Origin of the sequence: Janthinobacterium sp. ROICE36 (assembly GCF_002869965.1) — a bacterium.
Taxonomy (GTDB): Bacteria; Pseudomonadota; Gammaproteobacteria; order Burkholderiales; family Burkholderiaceae_D; genus Janthinobacterium.
The window spans coordinates 1-23,546 of the sequence record NZ_PEBS01000063.1 but is presented as its reverse complement, the minus strand read 5'-3'; the positions used below and the strand labels follow the sequence as shown (position 1 = coordinate 23,546).

Here is a 23,546-nt window from a genome sequence, read left to right as displayed (position 1 = left end):
GACGCGGGCAAAAAAAAGCCCGCTGCGGGAGCGGGCTGAATCTATTTTCTTGGAGGAAGATAGAGGAGACAGGTGCAATGATGCCGCGATGCAGCATATAAATCCAATTGCATGTTGTGATGATAGAAATAGCTATTTCCTATATCTGCCCTCTTCCCCCGCCCTCCTCAGGCGACGTTGTCGCCGCGCAAGGTTTTTGCCGCCGCTACCATGTTCGCCAGCGCGGGAATGACTTCTTTCCAGCCGCGCGTCTTCAAGCCGCAATCGGGGTTGACCCACAGGCGGTGTGCGGGAATGCGCTCGGCCGCCTTGCGCATCAGTGTCACCATTTGTTCCTGGCTCGGAATATTGGGCGAGTGGATGTCGTAGACGCCAGGGCCGATCTCGTTCGGATAGTTGAAGTCATCGAAGGCGTCCAGCAATTCCATGTCGGAGCGCGAAGTTTCGATCGTGATGACGTCCGCATCCATGTCGGCGATCTGCGCGATGATGTCGTTGAATTCCGAATAGCACATGTGCGTGTGGATTTGCGTTTCATCCACCACGCCATTGGCCGTGATGCGGAACGATTCCACGGCCCAGCGCAGGTAGTCGGCCCATTGCGACTTGCGCAGTGGCAAGCCCTCACGCAGGGCTGCCTCGTCGATCTGGATCACGCGGATGCCGGCCTGTTCCAGGTCCTGCACTTCGGCGCGGATGGCCAGCGCCAGCTGGTAGCACGACACGGAGCGGGGCTGGTCGTCGCGCACGAAGGACCAGTTCAGGATGGTGACGGGCCCCGTCAGCATGCCTTTCATCGGCTGGTCCGTCAGCGACTGGGCGTAGGTGCTCCACTCAACCGTCATGGCACGGGGGCGGCTGATGTCGCCGAACAGGATCGGCGGTTTGACGCAGCGCGAACCGTACGACTGCACCCAGCCGAACTGGCTGAAGGCGTAGCCATCGAGCTGTTCGCCAAAGTATTCCACCATGTCATTGCGTTCCGCCTCGCCGTGCACGAAGACGTCCAGGCCCAGGGTTTCCTGTTCCCTGACGCAATGGGCGATTTCCGCCTGCATCAACGTTTTGTAGCTGACTTCATCGAGCTGGCCGCTGCGTAACTGGCTGCGCGCCTGGCGGATTTCCGCCGTCTGCGGGAAGGAGCCGATGGTTGTCGTCGGATACAGTGGCAGTTGCAGCAGTGCAGCTTGCTTGGCGGCACGTACGGCATAGCCGCTGGCACGCTGGCCCAACGTCGCATCGATGCGCGCCACGGCTGCTTTCACTTCCGGATTGTGCACGCGGCTCGACTGGCGGCGCGCTTGCACGGTTGCATGATTGGCGTCCAGCGCCGCCTGCACGCAGGCGCGGCCATGGTTCAGGGCGCCAGCGATGGTGTGCACTTCATCGAGTTTTTGACGGGCAAAGGCCAGCCAGGACTGGATATCGGCATCGAGCTTTTGTTCGCTGGCCAGGTCGACGGGCACGTGCAGCAAGGAACACGACGGGGCGATCCACAGGCGCGATTGCAGGCTACGGTGCACGGGTTCCAGCCATGCCAGCACTTCGTTCAAGTCTGTCTTCCAGATATTGCGGCCATTCACCACGCCCAGGGACAGCACGCTGGTGGCGGGTAATTGCGCGATGACTTGCCCCACTTCATCGCGGGCATTCACGGCGTCCAGGTGCAAGCCTTGCACCGGCAGCTTGCACGCCAGCGTTAAATTGTCTTGCAGCTTGCCGAAATACGTGGCCAGCAGCAGTTTGACGCTATTGACCTTGCCCAAGGCGTGATAGGCCGTGATCAGCGCCTGCTGCCAGGCGCTGTCGAGCTCCGTCACGAGTATGGGTTCATCGATCTGCACCCACTCGACGCCCTGGGCGACCAATTCCTGCAGCAATTGCACGTAGACAGGCAGCAAGCCTTGCAGCAGCGCCAACTTGTCGGAATCGTCCTTGGTCTTGCCCAGCCACAAATAGGTGACAGGGCCGATCAGCACGGGCTTGGCTTTCACACCGAGCTGGCGGGCTTGCGCCAGTTGCTGCAACAAGCGGCTGCTGTCGAGCTTGAATTGCGTGTCAGCAGAAAATTCCGGCACGATGTAGTGATAATTGGTGTCGAACCATTTCGTCATTTCACCGGCATGCACGCAGCTGCAATCGCTGTCGCTGGCCGAGCGGCCACGGGCCACGCGGAAATAGTTATCGAGCGCCGCGCCGCTCAGGCCACGCACGCGCTGTGGCAAATTGCCCAGGGTAAAGCTCAGGTCCAGCACCTGGTCATAAAAGGAAAAGTCACCGACGGGCGCCAGGTCCAGCGCGTTCTGGTCTTGCCAGTGGCGCTGGCGCAATTGCGCGCCATGGCCTTCCAGCGCTTGCAGGGTACTGCTGCCCTTCCAATAGTCTTCCAGGGCGAATTTCAATTCGCGTTTGGCGCCGATGCGCGGGTAGCCCAGATTATGTGTCGTAACGGTCATGACGGTGCTCCTTATGAAGTATGCACACATCATAGAAGGTTCCATTCATGAAAAATAATGGTAAAACCTCATACATCCATTATTAATATTCATGTGAAATCATGCGCGAAGTCGACCTCCTCGTTCGGTGAGCATGCCGGCTGGAACGCAGGACCACAATGAACCAAAAAAAAGCCCGCTGCGGGAGCGGGCTGAATCTATTTTCTTGGAGGAAGATAGAGGAGACAGATGCATGATGCCGCGTTGCAGCATATAAAACCACTTTATATTCGTGATGTCAGAAATACGCGGCAGTGATATTAGGGGCAATAAATCATTCCTTGCGGAAACTGTTTATGCAGCTGCCTCCGCTTTCCCGTCGTCAGAACGCAACATATTCTTGATGCCGCGCAAAGCCTGCCGCACCCTGGCTTCGTTTTCGATCAGGGCGAAGCGCACGTATTCGTCGCCGTACTCGCCGAAACCGATGCCGGGTGAGACGCTGACCTTGGCTTTTTGCAGCAGCAGTTTGGCAAACTCCAGCGAACCCAGGTGGCGGTAAGCCTCGGGGATATGCGCCCAGATGTACATCGACGCCTTCGGCTTTTCCACCATCCAGCCCGCTTCATGCAAGCCTTTCACCAGTACGTCACGGCGGCGCTGGTACTGGGCGCAGATTTCCGTCACGCAGCTTTGGTCGCCTTCCAGCGCCGCGATGGCCGCCACTTGCACGGGCGTAAAACTGCCGTAGTCGTGATAGCTCTTGATGCGCGCCAGGGCCGCCACCAGTTCCGCATTGCCCACCATGAAGCCGATGCGCCAGCCCGCCATATTGTAGCTTTTCGACATGGTGAAGAACTCCACGGCCACGTCGCGCGCACCGGGCACCTGCATGATCGAAGGCGCTTTCCAGCCATCGAAGGTGATGTCGGCATACGCCAGATCATGCACCACCAACATATTGTGCTGCTTCGCCAGCGCCACGACTCTTTCAAAGAATTCCAGCTCCACGCATTGCGCCGTGGGGTTGGACGGGAAGCCCAGCACCATCATCTTCGGTTTCGGATAGCTTTCGCGGATGGCCCGTTCCAGTTCGGCAAAGAAATCCACGCCCGGCCCCATGCGCACGGAACGGATATCGGCACCCGCGATCACGGCGCCCCAGATGTGGATGGGGTAGCTGGGATTGGGCACCAGCACCGTGTCGCCACGGTCGAGTGTCGCCAGCATCAAATGCGCCAGACCCTCTTTTGAACCGATGGTGACGATGGCTTCGCTGTCCGGGTCGATATCGACGTCGTAGCGCTTCTTGTACCAGTGTGCAATCGCGCGGCGCAGCCGGGGAATACCTTTGGACGCGGAATAGCCGTGCGTGTCGGGGCGTTTCACCGTTTCGACCAGCTTGTCCACGATGTGGGCCGGCGTAGCGCCATCGGGATTGCCCATCGACATGTCGATGATGTCCTCGCCACGGCGGCGCGCGGCCATCTTGAGCTCGGCGGTGATATTGAAAACGTAGGGGGGAAGGCGATTGATGCGCGAAAAGCTGCGCGGAGCTTGGCTGTCGGTCATGGTATCTCTTTACGTAAGCGCCCGGATCCGTCCGAGCGACGTTGGCGCAATGGGTGCACCTGCGGCGATACTACCCCGGCTTCGCAAGAACTGGCAAGGCCATTTCGGACGCGCTACAATACGCACTGATCGAAAATGAGCGCACCGGTTGGTAACCCGGTAAGTGTTTGGCACCGTCCAGCATGCTCCCGCCCACGCGGACCCACGGCGCTGACCTTTGGCTGTACCACCAGCCGGGGAGGTGGTCTGGTTCGTGCATGTATTCCGCCGCGCCATCCCTCCCCTGCTTTTTATTTTAGGAATGAGACGGATGGCAACACACGACACCGCAGCAAGCGGCATGACCCTGGACCGCGCCGGCATGGAGCAGCAACTGGCTCTGTCAGTGCACCACTTCATCGAATGCGCCTTCGACGGCGAAGACTTGTCGCGCCTCGATTTGCAAGGTTGCACCTTCGAGCGCTGCACCTTTGCCGAAACCAGCTTGTTCGCCAGCAAGCTGGCGCGCAGCACCTGGCGCCGCTGCCGCGCCGGCAGCGCCGATTTCGAATCCGTCGACGCCGTCGACGCCGCGTTCGAAGGCTGCGACCTGAACAACACGAAATGGCGGCGCGCCAAGCTGGCCTCGGTCAGTTTCCGCGGCTGCAAGCTGACGGGCGCGTCTTTCGAGGAAGTGGCCCACCTGGGCCTCACCTTCGAAGACAGTCTGCTGGTGGGCGCCGACCTGCGCGGCTTTTCTTTCCGCAAGGCGATATTGAAACAGCTGGATTTTTCCGACGCCAACCTGGCCGGCTGCGATTTCCGCGACGCCGTCTTCGAAGGAGGCAGCTTGCGCAATGCCACGATCAAACTGGCGAAGTTCCAGGGCGCCGACTTGCGCGGCGTCGATATCGACGGCTTCAAGCTAAGCGAAGCGGCCTTGCTGAAAGGCGCCGTCATTACGCATGCGCAGGCGGCGAACTTCATGCGGGCGCTCGATCTGGTGGTGATTTAATCTGAAAAGACAAAAAAAAGCCCGCTATGGAAGCGGGCTGAATCTATTTCCTTGGAGGAGATAGAGGAGACAAGTGCATCTTGCGGCATCGCGGCATATCACGCCACTTTATATTCATGATGATAGAAATTCCTGTCAGTGATAATAAGGCGCCATCACGGTTTCAAACCGTACGGCGCGTGGCCTGCGGCAAAAAATCTGCCAGCCACACCAGCAGGGCCAGGCCCGGAAACGCCATACCGGTCAGCAAGGTCGCTGGCCAGCCGTAGCTGGCATACACCCAGGCGCCAATGGCCGAGCCAGCTGCGCCGCCGGCAAAGAACAGCGCGAAATACAGGCCATTCAGGCGGCCCCGCACTTCCGCACCCAGGCTGAAGATGGCGCGCTGGCCCAGTACCAGATTCGCCGCCACGCCCATGTCGAGCACGATGGATGCCACCACTAGCAAGCCCAGCGCCAGGTGCTTCGATGTTGGTGCGAACATGGGCAAGGCAAAGGCGACGATGCCCAGCGCCAGCGCGGCAGCCGTGGCCGGCAAAGTATGGCCCGCATCGGCCAGGCGGCCGGCGATGGGCGAGGCAACGGCGCCCGCCATGCCGACCAGGGCAAAGATGGCGATGCCCGTTTGCGACAGGCCGAACGCGGAACTGGCCAGCACCAGCGGCGTGACGGTCCAGAACAGGCTGAAGGCGCCAAACAAGCCCGCATGGTAGGCGGCGCGGCGGCGCAGCACGGGCGTACCCAGCAGCAAGTGCCACAGCGAAGCCATCAAGGCCGGATAAGGCATGTTCGAGACGGGCTGGCGCACGGGCAAGGCGCGACGCAGCACCAGCGCCAGCAACACCATCAGCACGGCGGCGCCGCCAAACACCACGTGCCAGCTGGCATGCGCGGCCACCAGCGAGGCCACGGGACGGGCCAGCATGATGCCCAGCAATAAGCCACTGACCACCTTGCCCACGGTCTGCCCCCGCGTCGCTTCCTGCGACAGGTGAGCGGCAAACGGCACGATCACTTGCGCCGCCACGGAACCGAGGCCGATGGCCAGCGCCGCGGCCAGGAACACGATGGCGCCAGTGGAGAGGGCCGCCACGACCAGGGCCGTGGCCGTCACCAGCAGGGCCGTGACGATCAGGCGGCGGTTTTCCAGCAAGTCGCCCAGCGGTACGACAAACAGCAGGCCCAGGGTGTAGCCCACTTGTGTCAGGGTGACGATCAGCCCGGCCGCCTTGGCCGACAGGCCCGTCGAGGCGCTGATGGGCCCAACCAGGGTTTGCGCGTAATACAGATTGGCCACGATCAGGCCGGAAGCGATAGCCAGCAGCAACACCATGGCGGGTGAAATATCGTGGGCAGCGGAAGATGAAGCCTTGTTCATGTTGTTTCCTCGGTTCGATAGGGATGTCGCCATTTTAGGCAAAACTATGGCAAAGATAATTAGCGCATAATCCACTTACACTTTTCACATAAAATGAACAATGGAAGCTATCCTATGGACAAGATCAAGGCCATGCAGACTTTCGTGCGCATCGTCGAGGCCAACAGTTTTTCCAAGGCGGCCGAGACCTTGAATTTGCCGCGCGCCGCGCTGACGGCCACCCTGCAAAAGCTGGAAGCCTACCTGGGCACGCAATTGCTGCAGCGAACCACGCGCCGTTTGTCCCTGACGCCGGAAGGGGCCGAGTACTTCCGCCACTGCATCGATATCCTGAAGGCCGTCGACACGGCGGAACTGGCCTTCCGTGGCCCCGACGCGACAAAACCGCGCGGCTTGCTGCGCATCAACCTGCCCAATACGGTGGGCCGGCGCCTGATCATTCCCCATATCGCGCAATTCCATGCCGCCTGGCCGGATGTGCAACTGCAGCTGAGCTTGACTGACCGCCTGGTCGACCTGACGCAGGAAGGCATCGATTGCGCCTTGCGCGTGGGGACCTTGCAAGATTCCGCCTTCATCGGCAAGCAGGTCGGCCTGATGCGCTTCGTCACCTGCGCCACGCCCGCCTATCTGGCGCGGCACGGCACGCCGCAGACCCTGAACGACCTGGCTGCGCACCGGGGCATCATGCATTACTCGGGCCGCACCGGACGCGCTTTCGACTGGGATTTCCTGCAAGGCAAGGAGGTCGTGCGCATGCAGATGGCCGGCCCCATCGCCGTCAACGATGCCGACGCCAGCGTCGCTTGCGCGCTGCAAGGACTGGGACTAGCGCAGGCGGCCGTGTACCAGGTGCGCGAACACCTCGACAGCGGCGCGCTGGTCGCCGTGCTGGCCAATCACCCGCCGACGCCCATGCCCATGTCGCTGCTGACGCCGCAAGGCCGGCTGGCCACGCCCAAGCTGCAGGCATTTGCCGGGTGGATCACGCCACTGCTGGCGGAAAATACTGATGTGCAAGGCGGGCGCATGAAATCCGGGGCTGGGTGTCAATAAGCAGGAGACGCAATGCTTGAAGAATCAAAGCGTTCTCCATTACTTTTCCGCATCGCAACAAGAAAATTGCCGACCATACCGTTGGACCGTAACCCTGATGACTCGACAAAGTGAGTATGGTACCGATGAAGTGGCCAGTGTAAATTACCTGAGAGAATTACCGCAAACCTCTTGGCCAAGTTGCCACCATAAAGTCTGCGTCCATGCTGGACGCACAAAAAAAAGCCCGCTACGGGAGCGGGCTGAATCTATTTTCTTGGAGGAGAATAGAGGAGACGTATGCATTATGCTGCATCGCGGCATATCAATCCAATTGATTGTTGGAATGATAGAAATACAGCAGACCGATAACTGACAGGGACGAAAAAAAACCGGCTCCGTCAGGAGCCGGCATTTTACTGCGAGAAAAGCATTACTTCGCCGCCGTCACCGGCGTCGCCTTGGTGTCCGCGCCATATGGCAAGACTTTCGATGCCATGCGGGTGTCGGCCTTGATCAGCGCCACTTCATCGGCCAGGATGCGCGCCGCTTCGTTCAGCAGCACGTCCTTGGCGCTCTTGGCGGCCGTTTCAGCATCCAGTTCGGCACTCAGGGCCCGCTCGTCGCCCTGCAAGCCGTCGTCCGTGCGCAAGGCGCCCTTCACGGCGGCGATCTGCTTGGCCGCCTTGTTGGCCGCTTTCGCGCCCTTCAGCACGTCTTTCGGATCAGGAATTACCACCAGGTCATCGGCAGGATTCGAAATCTGCGCGATCAGACGCTTTTCACGGGCCTTGGCGCGTGCTTCCTGGGTATCGCGCTCCTTGCGGCGCACGGTTTCATTGAGCGAAATCTGGTTTTCCTTGCGCTGCTTGACGACGAGGGCTATGTCATTGAGCAAGTACTGGAAATCCTTGTCCTTGGCCACGCGCGCTTCATGTTTCTTGTCCAGCAGCGGCACGATATCCTTCAGGTCGCCCGTCGGCATGTAGTGCGCCGGCTTGATGGCCACCCATGGCAGGGCGTTGTCATAGCTCGATTCGCCGAAATTTTCCGTGTCCGACATGGCTGGCAGCTTGATGTCGGGGGTGACGCCGCGCAACTGCGTGGTGCCGCCATTGATGCGGAAAAATTGCGCGATGGTCATTTTCAGCTCGCCGAAACGGGCTTTCTCGCTGCCGCCGAAACGGTCGAGGTTGAACAGGGTCTGCACCGTGCCCTTGCCGAAACTGCCTTCGCCGATGATGACGCCACGGCCGTAGTCCTGCACGGCGGCGGCGAAAATTTCGGAAGCGGAAGCGGAGCCGCGGTTGATCAGCACACCCATCGGGCCGTCCCAGGCCAGGCCGGCATTCGTATCGCTTTCCACATCAACCTTGCCTTCCGCATTGCGCTGCATCACGACAGGGCCCTTGTCGATGAACAGACCCGTCAGTTCGACGGCTTCGTTCAGCGAACCGCCGCCGTTGTTGCGCAAGTCGATGAGCACGTTGTCAACCTTATCCTTCTTCAGTTCGGCCAGCAAACGGCTGACGTCGCGCGTGGCGCTTTTAAAGTCTTTGTCGCCACGCCGGCGCGCTTCGAAATCCTGGTAGAAGGTCGGCAGGGAAATCACGCCGATGCGGCGCTTGACGCCGTTGTCACGCACTTCGATGACCGATTTCTTCGCCGCCTGCTCTTCCATGCTGATTTTCTTGCGCACCAGCGGCAAGACCACGTGCTTGGCGTCCGGACCGGCGTCGGCCGGCAGGATGTCGAGGCGCACCACGGAATCCTTGGCGCCGCGGATCAGTTGCACCACATCGTCGATGCGCATGCCCAGCACTTCAGTGATGGGGCCGCTTTCACCCTGCCCCACGCCGACGATGCGGTCGCCTACTTTCAGCTTGCCCGACAAGCCGGCCGGGCTGCCCGGCACGACTTCGCGCACCACCGTGTATTCATCGCGCGTCTGCAGCACGGCGCCGATGCCTTCGAGCGACAAGCGCATGGCGATGTCGAAGTTATCCGAGGCGCGCGGGCCCAGGTAATTGGTGTGCGGTTCGATCGACATGGCGTAGGCGTTCATGAAGATCTGGAACACGTCCTCGCTGTTGAGCTTGCGCGCACGGGTGGTGTAGCCTTCATAGCGCTTGTCCAGGGTCTCGCGGATGGCTTTGTCTTCCTTGCCCGCCAGTTTCAGGCGCAGCCAGTCGTTCTTGACGCGCTTGCGCCACAGGTCGCGCACTTCCTCGTCGCTCTTCGGCCAGGCAGCCTTTTCACGGTCGAGCTGGTAGCTCTCGTCGGCGGCAAAGTCGAACTTGGTTTTCAGCAATTCGCGCGCATATGCCATGCGCTCGTCGAAACGCTGCTGGTACAGGTTGTAGATGGCAAACGGCGCCGTCAGGTCTTCATTGATGATGGCGTCATCGAGCTTGGTGCGCAGCGGGGCGAAGCGGTCGATGTCGGCCTGCACGAAAAACAGTTTTTCTGCATCCAGTGACTTGAAGTAACGGTCGAAGATTTTCTCCGACATGGCGTCGTCGAGCGGCATGGCCTTGTAATGGACGCGCGTCAATACGCGCGATGCCCACAAGGCGGCCTGCGTTTGCTGGGCCAGCGGCTTCATGGGTAGCGGAGGAGCGGCGCTCTTGTCCGTCTGGGCTGCGCCAGCGTGGGCTGACAGGGCAAGCACCAGGGTGACCAGCATCATTTGCTTCTTCATCGGCTTCTCCGAAAATTAGTTAAATCATTCCAGGCGGCGCAGATAGGCATGCGCCAGCAAGCAAGACAGTAAGGGGAATACACGACTGGTCTGCATATTATTCTACAGGATACGGCCTGGCAGTCTCCCATGGAATATCAGTTTCTTCCTGGAAGCTTAAACGCGGATTAAAGGCGGCGTGTCATTCATTACAAAGTGAAACATTCGTGACAAAAATCGCATCGCCTTTCATTGATGCATATCCAAATGCCCCATTGAAATCAAAAAAGTCAATTGAGCGTTTTTGCATTCCTTGATGCAGATAATGTTTTTGCGCGAAAAAATGATTCCTGTGGGAAACACTTAGTAACGAAACGCAAGCAACATGTTATCATCGCGCCCTGAAATTTTGCTTCCCTGTCCGCGGTTCCCCAGCCGGCACGCACCCCGTTTCAAGCGCATTCCCCACCAGATCCCCTCCCCGCGTGTCATGTCATGACCAGGAATGGCCGAGCTGATTACCCTTTGTCAAACGCATTTGCGAGACTCAAACTATGCCTACAATTTCGTTCTCCCCCCGCCACTGTAGCGTCGGCGGCAAGATTACCATCTTCACCTTTGCCTTGGTCAGCCTGATCCTCGCCAGCCTGACGACCTTGATCAGTATCCGCACCTCGTCTGCGCTGGAACAGCGCGCCGGAGCGGCCGTCACCAGCGAACTCAATAGCGTCATGACGACCACGGAAGTATTCCATACGGCCATGGTCAACGAGGCGGCCAGCTTTGCCCACCTGTTTGCGGCTGAATTTCCCGGCCCGTTCACGGTCGACTCGGGCGCCATGGTGGCCGTGGCGGGCAAGGCCACGCCGGCCCTGGCCAATGGCGGCAAGGTGCTCAACCTCGACACGGCCCTGGTCGACCGCTATACGGCCCAGACGGGCGCGATCGCCACCATTTTTGCCGCCAACGGCGATGAATTCGTGCGCATCAGCACCTCGCTGAAAAAGCAGGATGGCGAACGGGCCATCGGTACCCAGCTCGACCACAACCACCCCAGCTACGCGCCGCTGCGCGCGGGCCAGCGCTTTGTCGGCATGGCCACTTTGTTTGGCAAGCAATACATCACCCAGTACGACCCGGTACGCGATGCGGGCGGCAAGGTGGTGGGCGCGCTGTTCATCGGCCTCGATATCAGCAAGAATCTGGCCATGCTGAAAGAGAAGATTCGCCAGGTCAAGATCGGCCAGACGGGCTATATCTATATCATCGATACGGCCCCCGGCGCCAATTACGGCCACCTGGTGCTGCACCCGAACAGCGAAGGCAAGAGTGCGCTCGACTTCAAGGCCAGCGACGGCCGCCTGTTCATCCAGGAGATGCTGGCGCAGAAAAACGGCGCCATACGCTACACGTGGACGGCACCGGGCGAAACGGGCGCCAGCGCGCGCGAAAAGCAGCTGTATTATCGTCAATTCAAGGATTGGCAATGGATCATCGCGGGCGGCACGTTCACGGACGAGATCACCCTGGAGGCGCGCCAATTGCGCAAGCAGCTGGCCATTTCCGGCTTCATCGCCCTGCTCGTCTTCGCCCTGCTGCTGTACTGGCTGGTGCGCGCGCTTGTGTCGCGCCCGCTGGCCGCCGCTGAAACGGCCGCCGCGCAAATCGCCGCCGGCGACCTGACGGTGCACCTAGCCACCAGCAGCCACGACGAAATCGGCCGCCTGCTGCGCGCCATGAACCGTATCAGCGACAATCTGTCGCAAGTAGTCAGCAATGTGCGCGGCAGCGCCGGACAAATCGCCACGGCGTCCGGTGAAATCGCCAGCGGCAACCTGGATTTGTCGAGCCGCACGGAACAGCAAGCCAGTTCGCTGGAAGAAACGGCCGCCTCGATGGAAGAACTGAGCTCGACCGTACGGCAAAACGTCGATCACGCGCAGCAGGCAAGCCGGCTGGCGCACGCATCGTCCGGCCTGGCAGCCGAAGGTGGCGCGGCCGTGGCGCAGGTGGCCAGCACCATGGACGCCATCCGCAGCTCGTCGGGCAAGATCGCCGACATCATCGGCGTCATCGACGGCATCGCCTTCCAGACGAATATCCTGGCCTTGAACGCGGCCGTGGAAGCGGCACGGGCCGGTGAACAGGGGCGCGGCTTTGCCGTCGTGGCCACCGAGGTGCGGACCCTGGCGCAGCGCTCGACGGCCGCCGCGAAAGACATCAAGGACTTGATCCAGGCGTCTGCCAGCACGGTGGACCTGGGCCATGCGCAAGTGAGCCAGGCCAGCGCCACCATGGACACCGTGGTAGCCAGCGTGCAGCAACTGAGCACCATCATGGCCGAGATCGCGCAGGCGAGCGACGAGCAGCGCAGCGGTATCGAGCAAGTCAACCAGGCCATCGCCCAGATGGACCAGGTGACCCAGCAGAACGCGGCCCTGGTGGAAGAAGCGGCGGCGGCCGCCGACGCCTTGCAGGAGCAGGCGCAGGAGCTGAACCAGGTGGTGGGCGTGTTCAAGCTGTAACTTCAAGCCTGGTGCTAAGATGGGGACGAACCCACCTTGCCAGGAGGCAGCATGCACGACGACTACGTTTTAATTGCCCGCTTGATGATACCCACGGATGCCCACGTCATCCGCGGCTGCCTGGCAGCGGCCGGCATCGACGTGCTGCTGACGGACGACCAGCACATGCAGGCCGACATGCTGCTGGCGGCCGCCATCGGTGGCGCCCGCGTGATGGTGCGCGAGCACGATGTGGCGCGCGCCAATGAAATCCTGGCCGCCTTCGAGCGGGGCGACCTGGCGCTGTCGGACGATGCCGACGTGGGCGCGCCCGTCGCCGATTAACGAATAAGGAACAAGCTTAGGAATAAAAACAGCGCCCGCACGCCTGGCGGTAACTCTCGTTGCCGCCAATACTGATCTGCTCGCCTTCCTTGATGCGGCGGCCTTGCTCGTCCACGCGGATGTTCATCGTGGCCTTCTTGCCGCAAGTACAGATATTCTTCAATTCCTCGATATCGTCGGCCAGCGCCAGCAGATAGGCCGAGCCGGGAAACGGTTCGCCCTTGAAATCCGTGCGCAAGCCGTAGCAGATGACGGGCACGCCCTTCACTTGCGCCAGTTGGTGCAGCTGCTGCACCTGGGCCGTGCTGAGAAATTGGGCCTCGTCCACCAGCACACAAGCCACCTGGGGAATATCATCGAGAAAATTCGTGTCGGCATGGAAGACATCGACCTGGCGCTGCGGCCCCAGGCGCGAGGTGACGCGGCCCACGCCGTAGCGGCTGTCGATGGCCGCCGTGTACAGGCGCACCTGCTGGCCCTGCTCTTCATAGTTGTGCGCGACCTGCAACAAGGCCGTCGACTTGCCCGCGTTCATCGCGGAATACCGGAAATAAAGTTTTGCCACTGCCGCCTGCCCTGTTCGTCTGGTTTTTCAAAGATACTGTTTAGTACCTTTTCGAGGCGTGATTATAAATCGCAATGGTGAGCTTGCGGCAGCTTAATACGCCCGCCTTTGGCGCGGCAAGCGGGCGAAAAACGGCGCATACTCGCATCGCCCACGATACCGCCGATATGTGCAGCGCGCATATGCAAGCATGCAAACATTCGTTCGCCGCACTCGTCCACCCGCCTACACTGCGCGGCACGGAAGGCTGCTCGGGACACAATCCGGAGCGGCTGTTTCTCTGACAGGAGCCACCATGAATGATCGAATGCCGTCCCCATCCCAACCGCCAGCGCTCTACACGCTGATCGGCAACACCCCGCTGGTCGAAGTCACCAGGCTCGACACGGGCCTGTGCCAGCTGTTCCTGAAACTGGAATCGCAAAACCCCGGCGGTTCCATCAAGGACCGCATCGGCCTGTCCATCATCGAAGCGGCCGAAGCCGACGGCCGCCTGCAGCCGGGCGGCACCATCGTCGAGGCGACTGCCGGCAACACGGGCATCGGCCTGGCCCTGGTGGGCCGCATCAAGGGCTACCGCGTGATTTTAGTCGTACCCGACAAGATGTCGACGGAAAAAGTGCTGCACCTGAAAGCCCTGGGCGCGGAAGTGCACACCACGCGCTCGGACGTGGGCAAGGGCCATCCCGCGTATTACCAGGATTACGCGGCGCGCCTGGCGCGCGAACTGCCGGGCGCCTTCTTTGCCGACCAGTTCAACAATCCCGCCAATCCGCTGGCCCACGAAACGACGACGGCGCCCGAAATCTGGGAGCAAAGCGGCCATGACGTGGACGCCATCGTCGTCGGCGTGGGTTCTTCCGGCACCCTGACGGGCCTGACGCGCTACTTCCGCAAGGTGCAGCCGAAGCTGGAGTTCGTGCTGGCCGACCCGCAAGGCTCCATCCTCACCGAATATATCGACACGGGCAAAGTGTCCGACACCAGCGGCTCGTGGGCCGTGGAAGGCATCGGCGAAGACTTCATTCCCGCTATCGCCGACATGGACAGCGTCACGAAGGCCTACACCATCAGCGACCAGGAAAGTTTTGATTCCGCGCGCGCCCTGCTGCTTGCCGAAGGCATCCTCGGCGGTTCTTCCACGGGTACCCTGCTGGCCGCCGCCCTCAAATACTGCCGCGAGCAGACTGGCCCGAAGCGCGTCGTCACGTTTGTGTGCGACACGGGCACGCGCTACCTGTCGAAGGTCTACAACGATGGCTGGATGCGCGACCAGGGCTTGTTACAGCGGGCGGTGTCGGGCGACTTGCGCGACCTGATCGGGCGCCGCTACGACGAGGGCGATGTCGTCAGCGTGGCGCCGGGCGACACCCTGCTGACGGCCTTCAACCGCATGCGCGCCAGCGACCTGGCGCAACTGCCCGTCATCGATGGCGGCCAGTTGGTCGGCATCCTCGACGAATCGGACTTGCTGCTGCACGTCTCCGGCGACGCCGCCCATTTCGCGTCGCTGGTGGGCGCCACCATGACGACGCAGATCGAAACGCTGGCACCCTCAAGCGGCTTGCCCACCCTGCGCGCCACCCTGGACCGGGGCTTGACGGCCGTCGTCGCCGACGATACTGCCTTCTATGGCCTGATCACCCGCTTCGACCTTCTCAACCACTTACGCAGGACACTATCTTGAGCCAAGAAACCACCCGCAAGAGCCGCCTCGCCACCCGCGTCATCCACGCCGGCCAGTCGCCCGACCCGTCGACGGGCGCCATCATGCCGCCCATTTACGCCACCTCCACCTTCGTGCAGGAAAGCCCCGGCGTGCACAAGGGCCTCGATTACGGCCGCTCGCACAACCCCACGCGCTGGGCGCTCGAGCGCTGCGTGGCCGACCTCGAAGGCGGCAGCGCGGCCTTCGCCTTCGCCTCGGGCCTGGCCGCCATCGCATCCGTGCTGGAATTGCTGGACTCTGGCAGCCATATCGTCGCCGGCGACGATATGTACGGCGGCACTTACCGCTTGTTCGAGCGCGTGCGCCGGCGCTCGGCCGGCCACGAATTTACCTATGTCGACCTGACGAATCCGGAAAACCTGCTGGCCGCGCTGCGCCCCGAGACGAAGATGGTGTGGGTGGAAACGCCCACCAACCCGATGCTGAAACTGGCGGATTTGCGTGCGATTGCCGACATCTGCCGCGAGCGGGGCATCATCGCCGTGGCCGACAATACCTTCGCCAGTCCGCTGGTGCAGCGTCCCCTGGAACACGGCTTCGACATCGTCGTCCATTCGACCACCAAGTACTTGAACGGCCACTCGGACATCATCGGCGGCATCGCCATCGTCGGCGCGGAAGCACGCCAGGCGGAATGGCGCGAGCAGCTGGGCTTCCTGCAAAATTCGGTGGGGGCGATTGCCGGGCCGTTCGACAGTTTCCTCGCCTTGCGCGGCGTCAAGACGCTGGCCATCCGCATGCAGCGCCATTGCGAAAGCGCGCTGGCGCTGGCGCAGTGGCTGGAGCAGCAGAAAGAGGTCAAACGGGTGTTTTATCCGGGACTGGCCTCGCACCCGCAGCATGCGCTGGCGCAGCGCCAGATGGATGGTTTTGGCGGCATCATCTCGATCGACCTCGATACCGACCTGGCGGGCGCGCGCCGTTTCCTCGAGCGCTGCGAAGTGTTTGCCCTGGCTGAAAGCCTGGGCGGCGTGGAAAGCCTGATCGAGCACCCTGCCCTGATGACGCATGCCAGCATTCCCGCCGAACAGCGGGCCAAGCTGGGCATCGGCGATGGCTTGATCCGCCTGTCGGTGGGCATCGAGGACATCGAAGACTTGCGCCATGACTTGCGCACGGCGCTCGATGCAATTTGATCGGCCCAGCGGCTATTGTCCGGGGTGGTAGCGGCGCTGCGCCGTAGCATGGTTAACTCCACATCAGGATGCGTCGATCAAGGCCGCTATACGCTGGTTCAACTGCGTATTTTCCGCCTGCAGCTGCGCCACGCGCTGTTTCAGGCTGGCGATCTCGCCGCGCAAGCGCTCCGCTTCGGACGGTGCCTGGGCAGCGTTGTCCGCCCACGGCTCATTGCCCGTCTCCGGCGTATCCTGAGAGACATGCACCTTCGGCTCGCGCGGCGTGCGCGTGGCGGCGCGCTGTTCGCGGATTTCCTTGGCCGCCTGGCGCAACAGTTTCTTGCCACCGGCGACGGCCGCCACCTGCTCTTCCGGCGGCAGGGACGCCACGGTGGCTGCCGCATTGATGGAAATTGTGCCCGAGCGGACCGCTTCCACCAGTTCCGGCGCGGCCGCCTTCTGGATCTTTTCGATCTGGCTGATCTGGTTGCTGCTCAATCGCGCCGCCTTGGCCACCTCTTCGCGCGTGCTCATGGCCGGTTTCGGCGCGTTTTCGCCGTCCGGCGCATCCTGGGCACTGACAGCGGCCGGGCTGCGCGCGGCGACGATTTCCTTCTTGCGCAGGGCCAGCACGCCGCGCTGGAAGTCGGACACGCTGCGGCGCGCCAAATGATTGTCGATCATCCACAGCATGACATCGTCGAGCGACGTAAAGCTGGTGTTCTGGATAGTCTTGAATTCGATGCCGTGCTGGCGGCAGATGGCGTAGCGGTTATGCCCGTCGATCAGCACGTCGTTCCACAGTACCAGCGCGTCGCGGCAGCCTTCGGCCAGCAGGCTGCGCTCGAGCGCCGCGTATTCGCTGGCGGTGAGCGGGTCGATATACGACTGCAGCACCTGATTGATAGTGATATTCATGGTTGTCCTCAATATTGCGGCGCGATGGTCCGCGCCGGCACGAATGCTACACCATCCACCGGCCATGGCCGGGTAAAATCACGGCGGCACAACTCATACAAAAAAACTAACCATGAAAAGAAAGTACGCCACCGCGATCATTTTTAGCGTTGCCGCCATCGGCTTCACCTGGGTCAGCCCCTATATCGCCATGTACCGCATCAGCATCGCGGCGAAATCCGTGCGTCTGGAAAACCTGGCGCAACAGGCCGACCTGCCCGCCGTGCGCGCCAGCGTGGCGCGCCAGCTGCGGGCGAGTGGCGAAACGGCCAATGAAGTGGACTTCAAGGAAATGCTCGACACCATCGTCTCGCCGCCCGGCATCACGGTACTGATCCTGCACGGCAAGCAGGGAGCCGATGGCAAGCGCCACGACTTCGGCATGGCTTATCGCTCATGGAACGAAGTGGTGCTGCAGCGCAGCGCCGCCGGCCCCGCCGCCAGCCAATTTTTGCTGCGCCGACACGGCATTTGGGATTGGAAATTGACGGATATTCGCTTGCCGCCAGAATTACTCTGACGAAACTTGATCCAAAACAACACTTACTTAAACTGCCATATTGATTTTGGGAAATATTATGTAGAATGCCAACACTTCAGGCGCATCGGGTCGCCAGGCTTCCGAGAGATTGCACGATGAAAAGAATGATGCTTCTCGCTGTAGCGGCACTGATCGCGCTGGCCGGCGCCTTCTATGGCAGCCCGTATTTCACCATGAACGAGATCCGCACGGCAACCATGGACGAGGATAGCCTGGCCTTGGCCGCGCATATCGACCTGACGCAGCTGCGCGGCAGCATGGGGCAGCAACTGCATGCCCTGTTCTCGGCGCCGGAAGTGGCCGACGACATCAGCCCTGACGTCATCGACCCTTTGCTCGATACCATGCTGATGCCCGAAGGCATCATCGCCTTGATGAAGCTCAATGACCGCTATGAAAAACCGATCGCCAAGGTCAGCGACATCAGCGGCCGCCAGCGCAACGCCAAACCCGACTACAAGCTGCGCTACACTTCCTGGGACAGCGTCGTGGTGCAGCGCGCCCACAGCAAGAGCCACATCGGCGAGCTGACCCTGACGCGCGACGGCGTGTGGCGCTGGAAGCTGGTGTCGGTGACGCTGCCAAAGAATCTGCTGGCCGACGCCTGAGGCGCCGGCGCAACCCTCCTCAAGCGCCTAGCACCGGCCCCTTACCCTGCCCGTCGTATCGGCAAACCAACGGCTATGCAATACCACCTGCAGCGCAGGTCACATAAACCTGCGGGCAAATTACTGACCGGCGGCGGCAAGGAAAAACGGGGCGGCGCGTCGTTGTACTGGCTGGACATGGTGCGGCTTTCAAAAGTACTGCGCGCGGCGCCGGGCTAACCTGACGCTGCATGGCAAAAATGCTCAATGAACATCGCCTCTCGCAAGCTTTTCAGCCCGAACTGCTTATCAAGCATCGCATTTGATTGCCAATATGAAAATAAATAATGTCGGTAATGCATGTTTTTCCCGGGAGCCCTGGAGCAAGCCGCACGCCAGGCCGTCACGGCACAGGCGCGCACCTGTTCTGCACTGCTATCATCGGTTTTTGATTTCCATCGGAGGCAGCATGTCAGACCTGGTACAACACGCACTGGCCCATGCGGGTAAACCGGCCACCACGCCCTGGGTGGTGACCTTGATCAGCGGTGAAAAACTCACCGGTCCCATTTCCCCGCTCAGCGACGGCTGCTATGCGATCGGCCTGGGACAAATCAAGTATTTTGCCAGCGACAAGGTCGCCTGCCTGAATGTGTCGGGTGCGGGCGCGTTTCCCATTTGAGGGCGCTGACGTCCGCGCTCAGGCCGCCAAGTGCCCGGAGCCCTGCTGCGTGAGTTCGGGCAAGCGCGCCAGCGCCGCTTTCAAAGCGGCAAAACACTGGGCGTCGATGGCCGTGCCCACGGTTTCGGCCATGATCTCGAGCGCTTTCGGGATGGGGATCGGCCCCCGGTAAGGCCGGTCGGCCGTGATGGCGTCGAAAATATCGGCCGTGGTGATGATGCGCGTTTCCAGGCTGATATTGTCGGCCGTCAAGCCCCGCGGATAGCCCTTGCCATCGAGCCGTTCGTGGTGCGCGGCGGCAACGACCGCCAGTTCGGCAAAGGCATTGATACGCGACAGTATTGTTTCCGTGTAGCGCGCATGCTGCTGCACGGCCAGCCACTCTTCCGCGTCGAGTTTGCCGGCCTTGTCCAGTACGCTATTGCTGACGCCAAGCTTCCCCACGTCATGCAGCAAGGCGCCCCGTTTGAGCCAGCGGCGCCGCTCCGCCGTCACGCCCAGGGCTTCGGCGATCATGTCCGCATACAAGGCTACCCGGGCGCTGTGCCCGCTCGTGTACGGGCTTTTCGAATCGACCACCTGGCCGAACGCGGCGGCGATATCGTCAAGATAATCCTCGTCCACCGGCACGGAACGATGCGCCGGCTCCAGCGCCGCCACGGTGGCCGTAATGTCCTGCGAGCGCAGCATCGACCAGAAGGCGCCCGATTGCGCCACCCGTTCGAACGCCAGCACCAGTTGCGGGTCAAACCAGCTGCCCGCGCGCTGGCGCACCTCGGCCTGGGCGGCGCGCGCGCCATCGGCCGTATGAAACACGTCGATCACCTGTGCCAGCAGGGCAATGCGCGAAAACAGGGGAATCGCCTGCCCTGCCAGTTTGTCCGGCTTGCCCTGGCCATTGTGGTGTTCGTCGAGGCTGTAGATGCCCTGTGCCACGGACTCCGGAAAGCGCAGCAGGCGTGCGATGTCGGCGCCGCGCTGGCAGCGCGTGGCGATCAGCTCCTGCGCGATGTGCGACCCATCGCGCAGAATCGTCATCACGGCGCGGAAGCGCTCAGCCAGGCCGGCCTTCAGGCCCGTGTGCTTGAGGACGAATTTCAGCACTTGCGGCAAGCTGTCGCCCACCGTCTTGAACCCTTGCTTGAAAGACAAATCGTCCGTCAGGTAGAGCTCGCAGATGCGCGCCGCATTGCTGCTGCAGCCCAGATCCTTGAGCAGCAGGGTGTAATACAGATTCCACAAGTCTTCATCGGGCATGCCCAGTTCACGCCCTACGTGCATGCCTATCCAGCAGCAGCGGATGCAATGGCCTTCTGGCTGCCCTTCCGTGATGTCCAAGGCCTGGCTCAGGGCGGCAATCAGTTCGGAGAGCCGGATGCCGTCAACGGCCGGCGCACTTGTGGATAAAGTTATCATGATAGAAATTCATATTTCTAATTTACAATAAATTTCATTCTACGCGAAATCTTGCCTGTAGATGCCTTGTGGCAACATCATTGTGTGTGCATGCGCCGCGCTGCAGCAGCTGGCAGGCAACATGCCATCCCATGATGTGGCAATACAACAACATCGCATGGCAGAAAGAAAGAGCGGAAACTGTCGTATTTTCCGCACTGTGCACTGGCCGCTGGCACGTCATGGCGTCGGCACGTTTGTGCTGTCGCAGGGAGAACCTTCGGTCGCCAAATGGCCGTTTGCGCTGGAAAAAGCCTCGCGGCACCCCACTATGCACCCGCCCGATATTGACGACAAATACGATTTTATTCACGTATTGATTCGAGATGCATATAAATAGTCTTGCCTGGAAAATGGCATGAATAGCAAAAATTTCCGTGCTAGCATGATTTTCGTCCAGCGGACTAGCGCCAGCCTGGACCTCACGCACAACCTTGACCGACAGGAGCCGTTTCATGATGACACCGCATGCCAGCACAGTACGCCACACCCTGATTGCCCTGGCAATCACTGCCGCCTTTCCCCTGCAGGCGATGGCGCAGGACAGCACCCCTGCGCCAGCGACCGACGCGCCTGCCGCTCCGGTGGCACAAGTCGGTCCTGGCCAGCTGGAAACGGTGATCGTGACGGCACAGCGGCGCGCGGAAAACATCAAGGACGTGCCCATGTCCATCGCCACCCTGAAAGGCGACAAGCTCGACACCCTGACGGCCGGCGGTGCCGACATCCGCTTCCTCAACAGCCGCTCGCCCAGCGTCTCGGTCGAGTCGGATTACGGCCGCACCTTTCCCCGCTTTTACATTCGCGGCCTGGGCAACACCGACTTCGACCTGAATGCCTCGCAGCCCGTGGGCCTGGTGATGGATGACGTGGTGCAGGAAAACGCCATGCTCAAGGGCTTTCCCGTCTTCGACGTGGACCAGGTCGAGGTACTGCGCGGCCCGCAAGGCACCTTGTTCGGGCGCAACTCGCCAGCCGGCGTGATCAAGTTCGATTCTGCCAAACCCGTCTTCAAGACGGAAGGCTACCTGAGCGGCGGCTTCGGCAAGGATGGCATGAAGAACCTGGAAGGCGCCTACAACGTACCCGTCAGCGACACCGTGGCCCTGCGCTTTTCCGGCCAGACGCAGCGCCGCGACGACCGCGTGCACAACCCGCGCCCCACCGGCACGCGCGACTTCGAAGGCTATGAAGACAGCGCCGCCCGCTTGCAAGTACTGGTCAAGCCCACGCGCGCCTTCAGCGCGCTGTTCAACGTGCACGCGCGCAACCTCGACGGCACGGCGACGCTGTTCCGCGCCAACATCCTGAAACAGGGCACGAATGACCTGGTCGACAATTTCGATTATGGCTCCTACCCTACCGATGGCATCAACCGCCAGCACCTGAAAACCAAGGGCGGCAGCATGCGCCTGAAATGGGACTTGCCCGGCGTCACCCTGCATTCCATCACCGGCTACGAAAAACTCGATTTCTTCAGCCGCGCCGACGTCGACGGCGGCTATGGCGCCGTGTACGCGCCGCCGATGGGCCCCGGCTTCATCCCCTTCGTCGTGGAAACGGCCGACGTGATCCCCAACCACAAGCAGATTTCGCAGGAATTTCGCGCCGAATCGTCTGCCCGCGGCCCGCTGCAATGGATAGGCGGCTTGTTCTACTTCAAGGAAGATATCCAGATCGACAGTATCAGCTTTGACAGCCTGGCGCCCGGTAATCCGCAAAACAGCGCCTACGCCACGCAAAACCAGAGCTCGAAGTCGTACGCGGCCTTCGGCTCGCTCAACTACACGGTCTCGGACGCCCTGAAACTGCGCGCCGGCCTGCGCTACACGAGCGACAAGAAAGATTTCTCGGCCAAGCGCGTGGAAGCGACCACGGCCGGCCCGTTCAAGCTGGACGACACCTCGCACAACGTCAGCTGGGACCTGAGCGGCACCTATGTGCTGACGCCGGAAACGAACGCCTACGCGCGCATCGCCACCGGCTACCGCGCGCCATCGATGCAGGGCCGCCTGAACGGCCTGGCCGACCGCCCCTCGTTTGCGGGCGCCGAGAAAGCGCTGTCCGTCGAGGCCGGCATCAAGCAAGACCTGTTCGACAAGCGCGCCCGCCTCAGCCTGGCCGTGTTCCAGTACCGCGTGAAAGACAAGCAACTGACAGCCGGCAGCGGCGCCGTCAACATGAACCGCCTGCTCAATGCCGAGAAGGCCACCGGCCAGGGCGTGGAGCTGGACTTCCAGGCTAACCTCAGCGATTCGCTCAGCATGACCCTCGGCGGCAGCTATAACCACACCGAGATCCAGGACAAAAAGCTGTACGTGCAAAGCTGCGGCAACGCCCAGAACACCCCGGCCAGCGGCTGCACCGTCACCGACCCCGTCGGCCCCTTCGTGGGCACGGCCTACATCGACGGCAACCCGCTGCCGCGCGCGCCCGAATGGCAAACCAACTTCACCTTGAAATACAGCATCCCCCTCGCCAATGGCGAGTTCTACGCCTACACGGACTGGGCCTACCGCACCAGCTACAACTTCTTCCTGTATGAAGCGAAGGAATACAAGGCCAAGGAACTGCTCGAAGGCGGCTTGCGCGTCGGCTACAAATGGGACCGCTACGAACTCTCCGCGTACGGCCGCAACATCACCAACCAGGTCCAGGCACTGGGCGCCATCGAATTCAACAACCTGACCGGCATCGTCAACGAGCCGCGCACGTATGGGGTGCAGTTCAAGGCGACATTTTGATGGCGGCTAGATAAAACCATGCTGTCTGGTGCAAACCGGACAGCATTTTTCTCCCATCACAACGAATACCTGGCGGTGGATGCGAGACCGGCGCTCAGCAGGGCGATTGCATGAAGGGTAGGTGCTCGGAGTGACGATAGGGTGAAATATTGCTTGTAAACACGTTGAGAAAGGCGTTTACTCTCGGTATTTGGACGCGTAAATGGCAAACGAACCGATCTCTCT

19 protein-coding genes are annotated in these 23,546 nt (G+C 61.3%); 11 read left to right on the top strand and 8 right to left on the bottom strand.

What is annotated here, in order from left to right:
• Positions 1-167: 167 nt before the first annotated feature.
• Together metE and alaC are read right to left on the bottom strand one after the other, a co-directional pair.
• Positions 168-2,456, bottom strand: a complete 2,289-nt coding sequence (metE, locus tag CSZ94_RS21410; RefSeq protein ID WP_102123374.1) for a 5-methyltetrahydropteroyltriglutamate--homocysteine S-methyltransferase — start codon at positions 2,454-2,456, stop codon at positions 168-170.
• 333 nt (positions 2,457-2,789) lie between these two features.
• Complete coding sequence (gene alaC / locus CSZ94_RS21405; RefSeq protein WP_102123373.1) at positions 2,790-4,007, bottom strand: alanine transaminase; 1,218 nt, start codon at positions 4,005-4,007, stop codon at positions 2,790-2,792.
• 310 nt (positions 4,008-4,317) lie between these two features.
• On the opposite strand from alaC, the gene CSZ94_RS21400 reads away from it, so the two are divergent.
• A complete protein-coding gene (locus CSZ94_RS21400) occupies positions 4,318-5,001 on the top strand; it encodes a pentapeptide repeat-containing protein (protein ID WP_180977568.1) in 684 nt (227 codons plus the stop codon).
• Between the two features lie 163 nt (positions 5,002-5,164).
• On the opposite strand, the gene CSZ94_RS21395 is transcribed toward CSZ94_RS21400, so the two are convergent.
• Positions 5,165-6,379 carry an MFS transporter gene (locus tag CSZ94_RS21395; RefSeq protein ID WP_102123371.1) on the bottom strand — a complete coding sequence of 405 codons (1,215 nt, stop codon included), beginning with the start codon at positions 6,377-6,379 and terminating at the stop codon, positions 5,165-5,167.
• A 114-nt stretch (positions 6,380-6,493) separates the two neighbouring features.
• Between CSZ94_RS21395 and CSZ94_RS21390 the strand changes: the two genes are divergently transcribed.
• Positions 6,494-7,435, top strand: a complete 942-nt coding sequence (locus tag CSZ94_RS21390; RefSeq protein ID WP_102123370.1) for a LysR family transcriptional regulator — start codon at positions 6,494-6,496, stop codon at positions 7,433-7,435.
• 412 nt (positions 7,436-7,847) lie between these two features.
• Here the strand turns inward: CSZ94_RS21390 and CSZ94_RS21385 are convergent, their stop codons facing one another.
• Positions 7,848-10,115, bottom strand: coding sequence for a carboxy terminal-processing peptidase (locus tag CSZ94_RS21385; protein WP_102123369.1), 2,268 nt, complete (start codon positions 10,113-10,115; stop codon positions 7,848-7,850).
• Between the two features lie 533 nt (positions 10,116-10,648).
• Here CSZ94_RS21385 and CSZ94_RS21380 point away from each other — a divergent pair.
• Both CSZ94_RS21380 and CSZ94_RS21375 read left to right on the top strand, forming a co-directional pair.
• Positions 10,649-12,619 (top strand): methyl-accepting chemotaxis protein, encoded by a 1,971-nt coding sequence (locus CSZ94_RS21380; RefSeq protein ID WP_180977567.1) that lies wholly within the window; start codon positions 10,649-10,651, stop codon positions 12,617-12,619.
• 51 nt (positions 12,620-12,670) lie between these two features.
• On the top strand, positions 12,671-12,943 hold the full coding sequence (locus CSZ94_RS21375; protein ID WP_046684157.1) for a putative signal transducing protein: 273 nt from the start codon (positions 12,671-12,673) through the stop codon (positions 12,941-12,943).
• 16 nt (positions 12,944-12,959) lie between these two features.
• Here CSZ94_RS21375 and CSZ94_RS21370 read toward each other — a convergent pair whose 3' ends face one another.
• Complete coding sequence (locus CSZ94_RS21370; protein ID WP_102123368.1) at positions 12,960-13,508, bottom strand: thymidine kinase; 549 nt, start codon at positions 13,506-13,508, stop codon at positions 12,960-12,962.
• A 295-nt stretch (positions 13,509-13,803) separates the two neighbouring features.
• On the opposite strand from CSZ94_RS21370, the gene CSZ94_RS21365 reads away from it, so the two are divergent.
• A complete protein-coding gene (locus tag CSZ94_RS21365) occupies positions 13,804-15,195 on the top strand; it encodes a pyridoxal-phosphate dependent enzyme (RefSeq protein ID WP_374703598.1) in 1,392 nt (463 codons plus the stop codon).
• Complete coding sequence (locus CSZ94_RS21360) at positions 15,192-16,373, top strand: trans-sulfuration enzyme family protein (RefSeq protein WP_102123366.1); 1,182 nt, start codon at positions 15,192-15,194, stop codon at positions 16,371-16,373. The genes CSZ94_RS21365 and CSZ94_RS21360 overlap by 4 nt, the downstream gene beginning before the upstream one ends.
• Before the next feature lie 63 nt (positions 16,374-16,436).
• Here the strand turns inward: CSZ94_RS21360 and CSZ94_RS21355 are convergent, their stop codons facing one another.
• Positions 16,437-17,273 (bottom strand): hypothetical protein, encoded by an 837-nt coding sequence (locus CSZ94_RS21355; RefSeq protein ID WP_102123365.1) that lies wholly within the window; start codon positions 17,271-17,273, stop codon positions 16,437-16,439.
• Positions 17,274-17,385: 112 nt separating this feature from the next.
• Between CSZ94_RS21355 and CSZ94_RS21350 the strand changes: the two genes are divergently transcribed.
• The 4 genes from CSZ94_RS21350 (at position 17,386) to CSZ94_RS21340 (ending at position 19,122) form a co-directional block, all read left to right on the top strand.
• The gene (locus CSZ94_RS21350) at positions 17,386-17,832 is read left to right on the top strand and encodes a DUF2939 domain-containing protein (protein WP_102123364.1); all 447 of its coding nucleotides are present in this window, start codon (positions 17,386-17,388) and stop codon (positions 17,830-17,832) included.
• A gap of 125 nt (positions 17,833-17,957) precedes the next feature.
• A complete protein-coding gene (locus tag CSZ94_RS21345) occupies positions 17,958-18,461 on the top strand; it encodes a DUF2939 domain-containing protein (protein WP_180977566.1) in 504 nt (167 codons plus the stop codon).
• A gap of 75 nt (positions 18,462-18,536) precedes the next feature.
• Positions 18,537-18,680, top strand: a complete 144-nt coding sequence (locus tag CSZ94_RS28120; protein ID WP_180977565.1) for a hypothetical protein — start codon at positions 18,537-18,539, stop codon at positions 18,678-18,680.
• Positions 18,681-18,909: 229 nt separating this feature from the next.
• A complete protein-coding gene (locus CSZ94_RS21340) occupies positions 18,910-19,122 on the top strand; it encodes a hypothetical protein (RefSeq protein WP_146009868.1) in 213 nt (70 codons plus the stop codon).
• A gap of 18 nt (positions 19,123-19,140) precedes the next feature.
• Here CSZ94_RS21340 and CSZ94_RS21335 read toward each other — a convergent pair whose 3' ends face one another.
• Together CSZ94_RS21335 and CSZ94_RS27725 are read right to left on the bottom strand one after the other, a co-directional pair.
• Entirely contained in the window at positions 19,141-20,538 is a 1,398-nt protein-coding gene (locus CSZ94_RS21335) for an HD-GYP domain-containing protein (protein WP_102123361.1), read from the bottom strand.
• Between the two features lie 34 nt (positions 20,539-20,572).
• Complete coding sequence (locus CSZ94_RS27725) at positions 20,573-21,034, bottom strand: hypothetical protein (protein WP_146009867.1); 462 nt, start codon at positions 21,032-21,034, stop codon at positions 20,573-20,575.
• A 1-nt stretch (position 21,035) separates the two neighbouring features.
• Here CSZ94_RS27725 and CSZ94_RS21330 point away from each other — a divergent pair, with 1 nt between their 5' ends.
• Positions 21,036-23,321 (top strand): TonB-dependent receptor, encoded by a 2,286-nt coding sequence (locus tag CSZ94_RS21330; protein WP_102123384.1) that lies wholly within the window; start codon positions 21,036-21,038, stop codon positions 23,319-23,321.
• The last annotated feature ends 225 nt before the right edge of the window (positions 23,322-23,546 follow it).

What these genes read in the sequence shown, in the direction of transcription:
- metE (WP_102123374.1), bottom strand. Translation starts at nt 2,456, where the DNA reads ATGACCGTTACGACACATAATCTGGGCTACCCGCGCATCGGCGCCAAA.
- alaC (WP_102123373.1), bottom strand. Translation starts at nt 4,007, where the DNA reads ATGACCGACAGCCAAGCTCCGCGCAGCTTTTCGCGCATCAATCGCCTT.
- CSZ94_RS21400 (WP_180977568.1), top strand. Translation starts at nt 4,318, where the DNA reads ATGGCAACACACGACACCGCAGCAAGCGGCATGACCCTGGACCGCGCC.
- CSZ94_RS21395 (WP_102123371.1), bottom strand. Translation starts at nt 6,379, where the DNA reads ATGAACAAGGCTTCATCTTCCGCTGCCCACGATATTTCACCCGCCATG.
- CSZ94_RS21390 (WP_102123370.1), top strand. Translation starts at nt 6,494, where the DNA reads ATGGACAAGATCAAGGCCATGCAGACTTTCGTGCGCATCGTCGAGGCC.
- CSZ94_RS21385 (WP_102123369.1), bottom strand. Translation starts at nt 10,115, where the DNA reads ATGAAGAAGCAAATGATGCTGGTCACCCTGGTGCTTGCCCTGTCAGCC.
- CSZ94_RS21380 (WP_180977567.1), top strand. Translation starts at nt 10,649, where the DNA reads ATGCCTACAATTTCGTTCTCCCCCCGCCACTGTAGCGTCGGCGGCAAG.
- CSZ94_RS21375 (WP_046684157.1), top strand. Translation starts at nt 12,671, where the DNA reads ATGCACGACGACTACGTTTTAATTGCCCGCTTGATGATACCCACGGAT.
- CSZ94_RS21365 (WP_374703598.1), top strand. Translation starts at nt 13,804, where the DNA reads ATGAATGATCGAATGCCGTCCCCATCCCAACCGCCAGCGCTCTACACG.
- CSZ94_RS21355 (WP_102123365.1), bottom strand. Translation starts at nt 17,273, where the DNA reads ATGAATATCACTATCAATCAGGTGCTGCAGTCGTATATCGACCCGCTC.
- CSZ94_RS21350 (WP_102123364.1), top strand. Translation starts at nt 17,386, where the DNA reads ATGAAAAGAAAGTACGCCACCGCGATCATTTTTAGCGTTGCCGCCATC.
- CSZ94_RS21345 (WP_180977566.1), top strand. Translation starts at nt 17,958, where the DNA reads ATGATGCTTCTCGCTGTAGCGGCACTGATCGCGCTGGCCGGCGCCTTC.
- CSZ94_RS28120 (WP_180977565.1), top strand. Translation starts at nt 18,537, where the DNA reads ATGCAATACCACCTGCAGCGCAGGTCACATAAACCTGCGGGCAAATTA.
- CSZ94_RS21340 (WP_146009868.1), top strand. Translation starts at nt 18,910, where the DNA reads ATGTCAGACCTGGTACAACACGCACTGGCCCATGCGGGTAAACCGGCC.
- CSZ94_RS21335 (WP_102123361.1), bottom strand. Translation starts at nt 20,538, where the DNA reads ATGATAACTTTATCCACAAGTGCGCCGGCCGTTGACGGCATCCGGCTC.
- CSZ94_RS27725 (WP_146009867.1), bottom strand. Translation starts at nt 21,034, where the DNA reads ATGAAACGGCTCCTGTCGGTCAAGGTTGTGCGTGAGGTCCAGGCTGGC.
- CSZ94_RS21330 (WP_102123384.1), top strand. Translation starts at nt 21,036, where the DNA reads ATGACACCGCATGCCAGCACAGTACGCCACACCCTGATTGCCCTGGCA.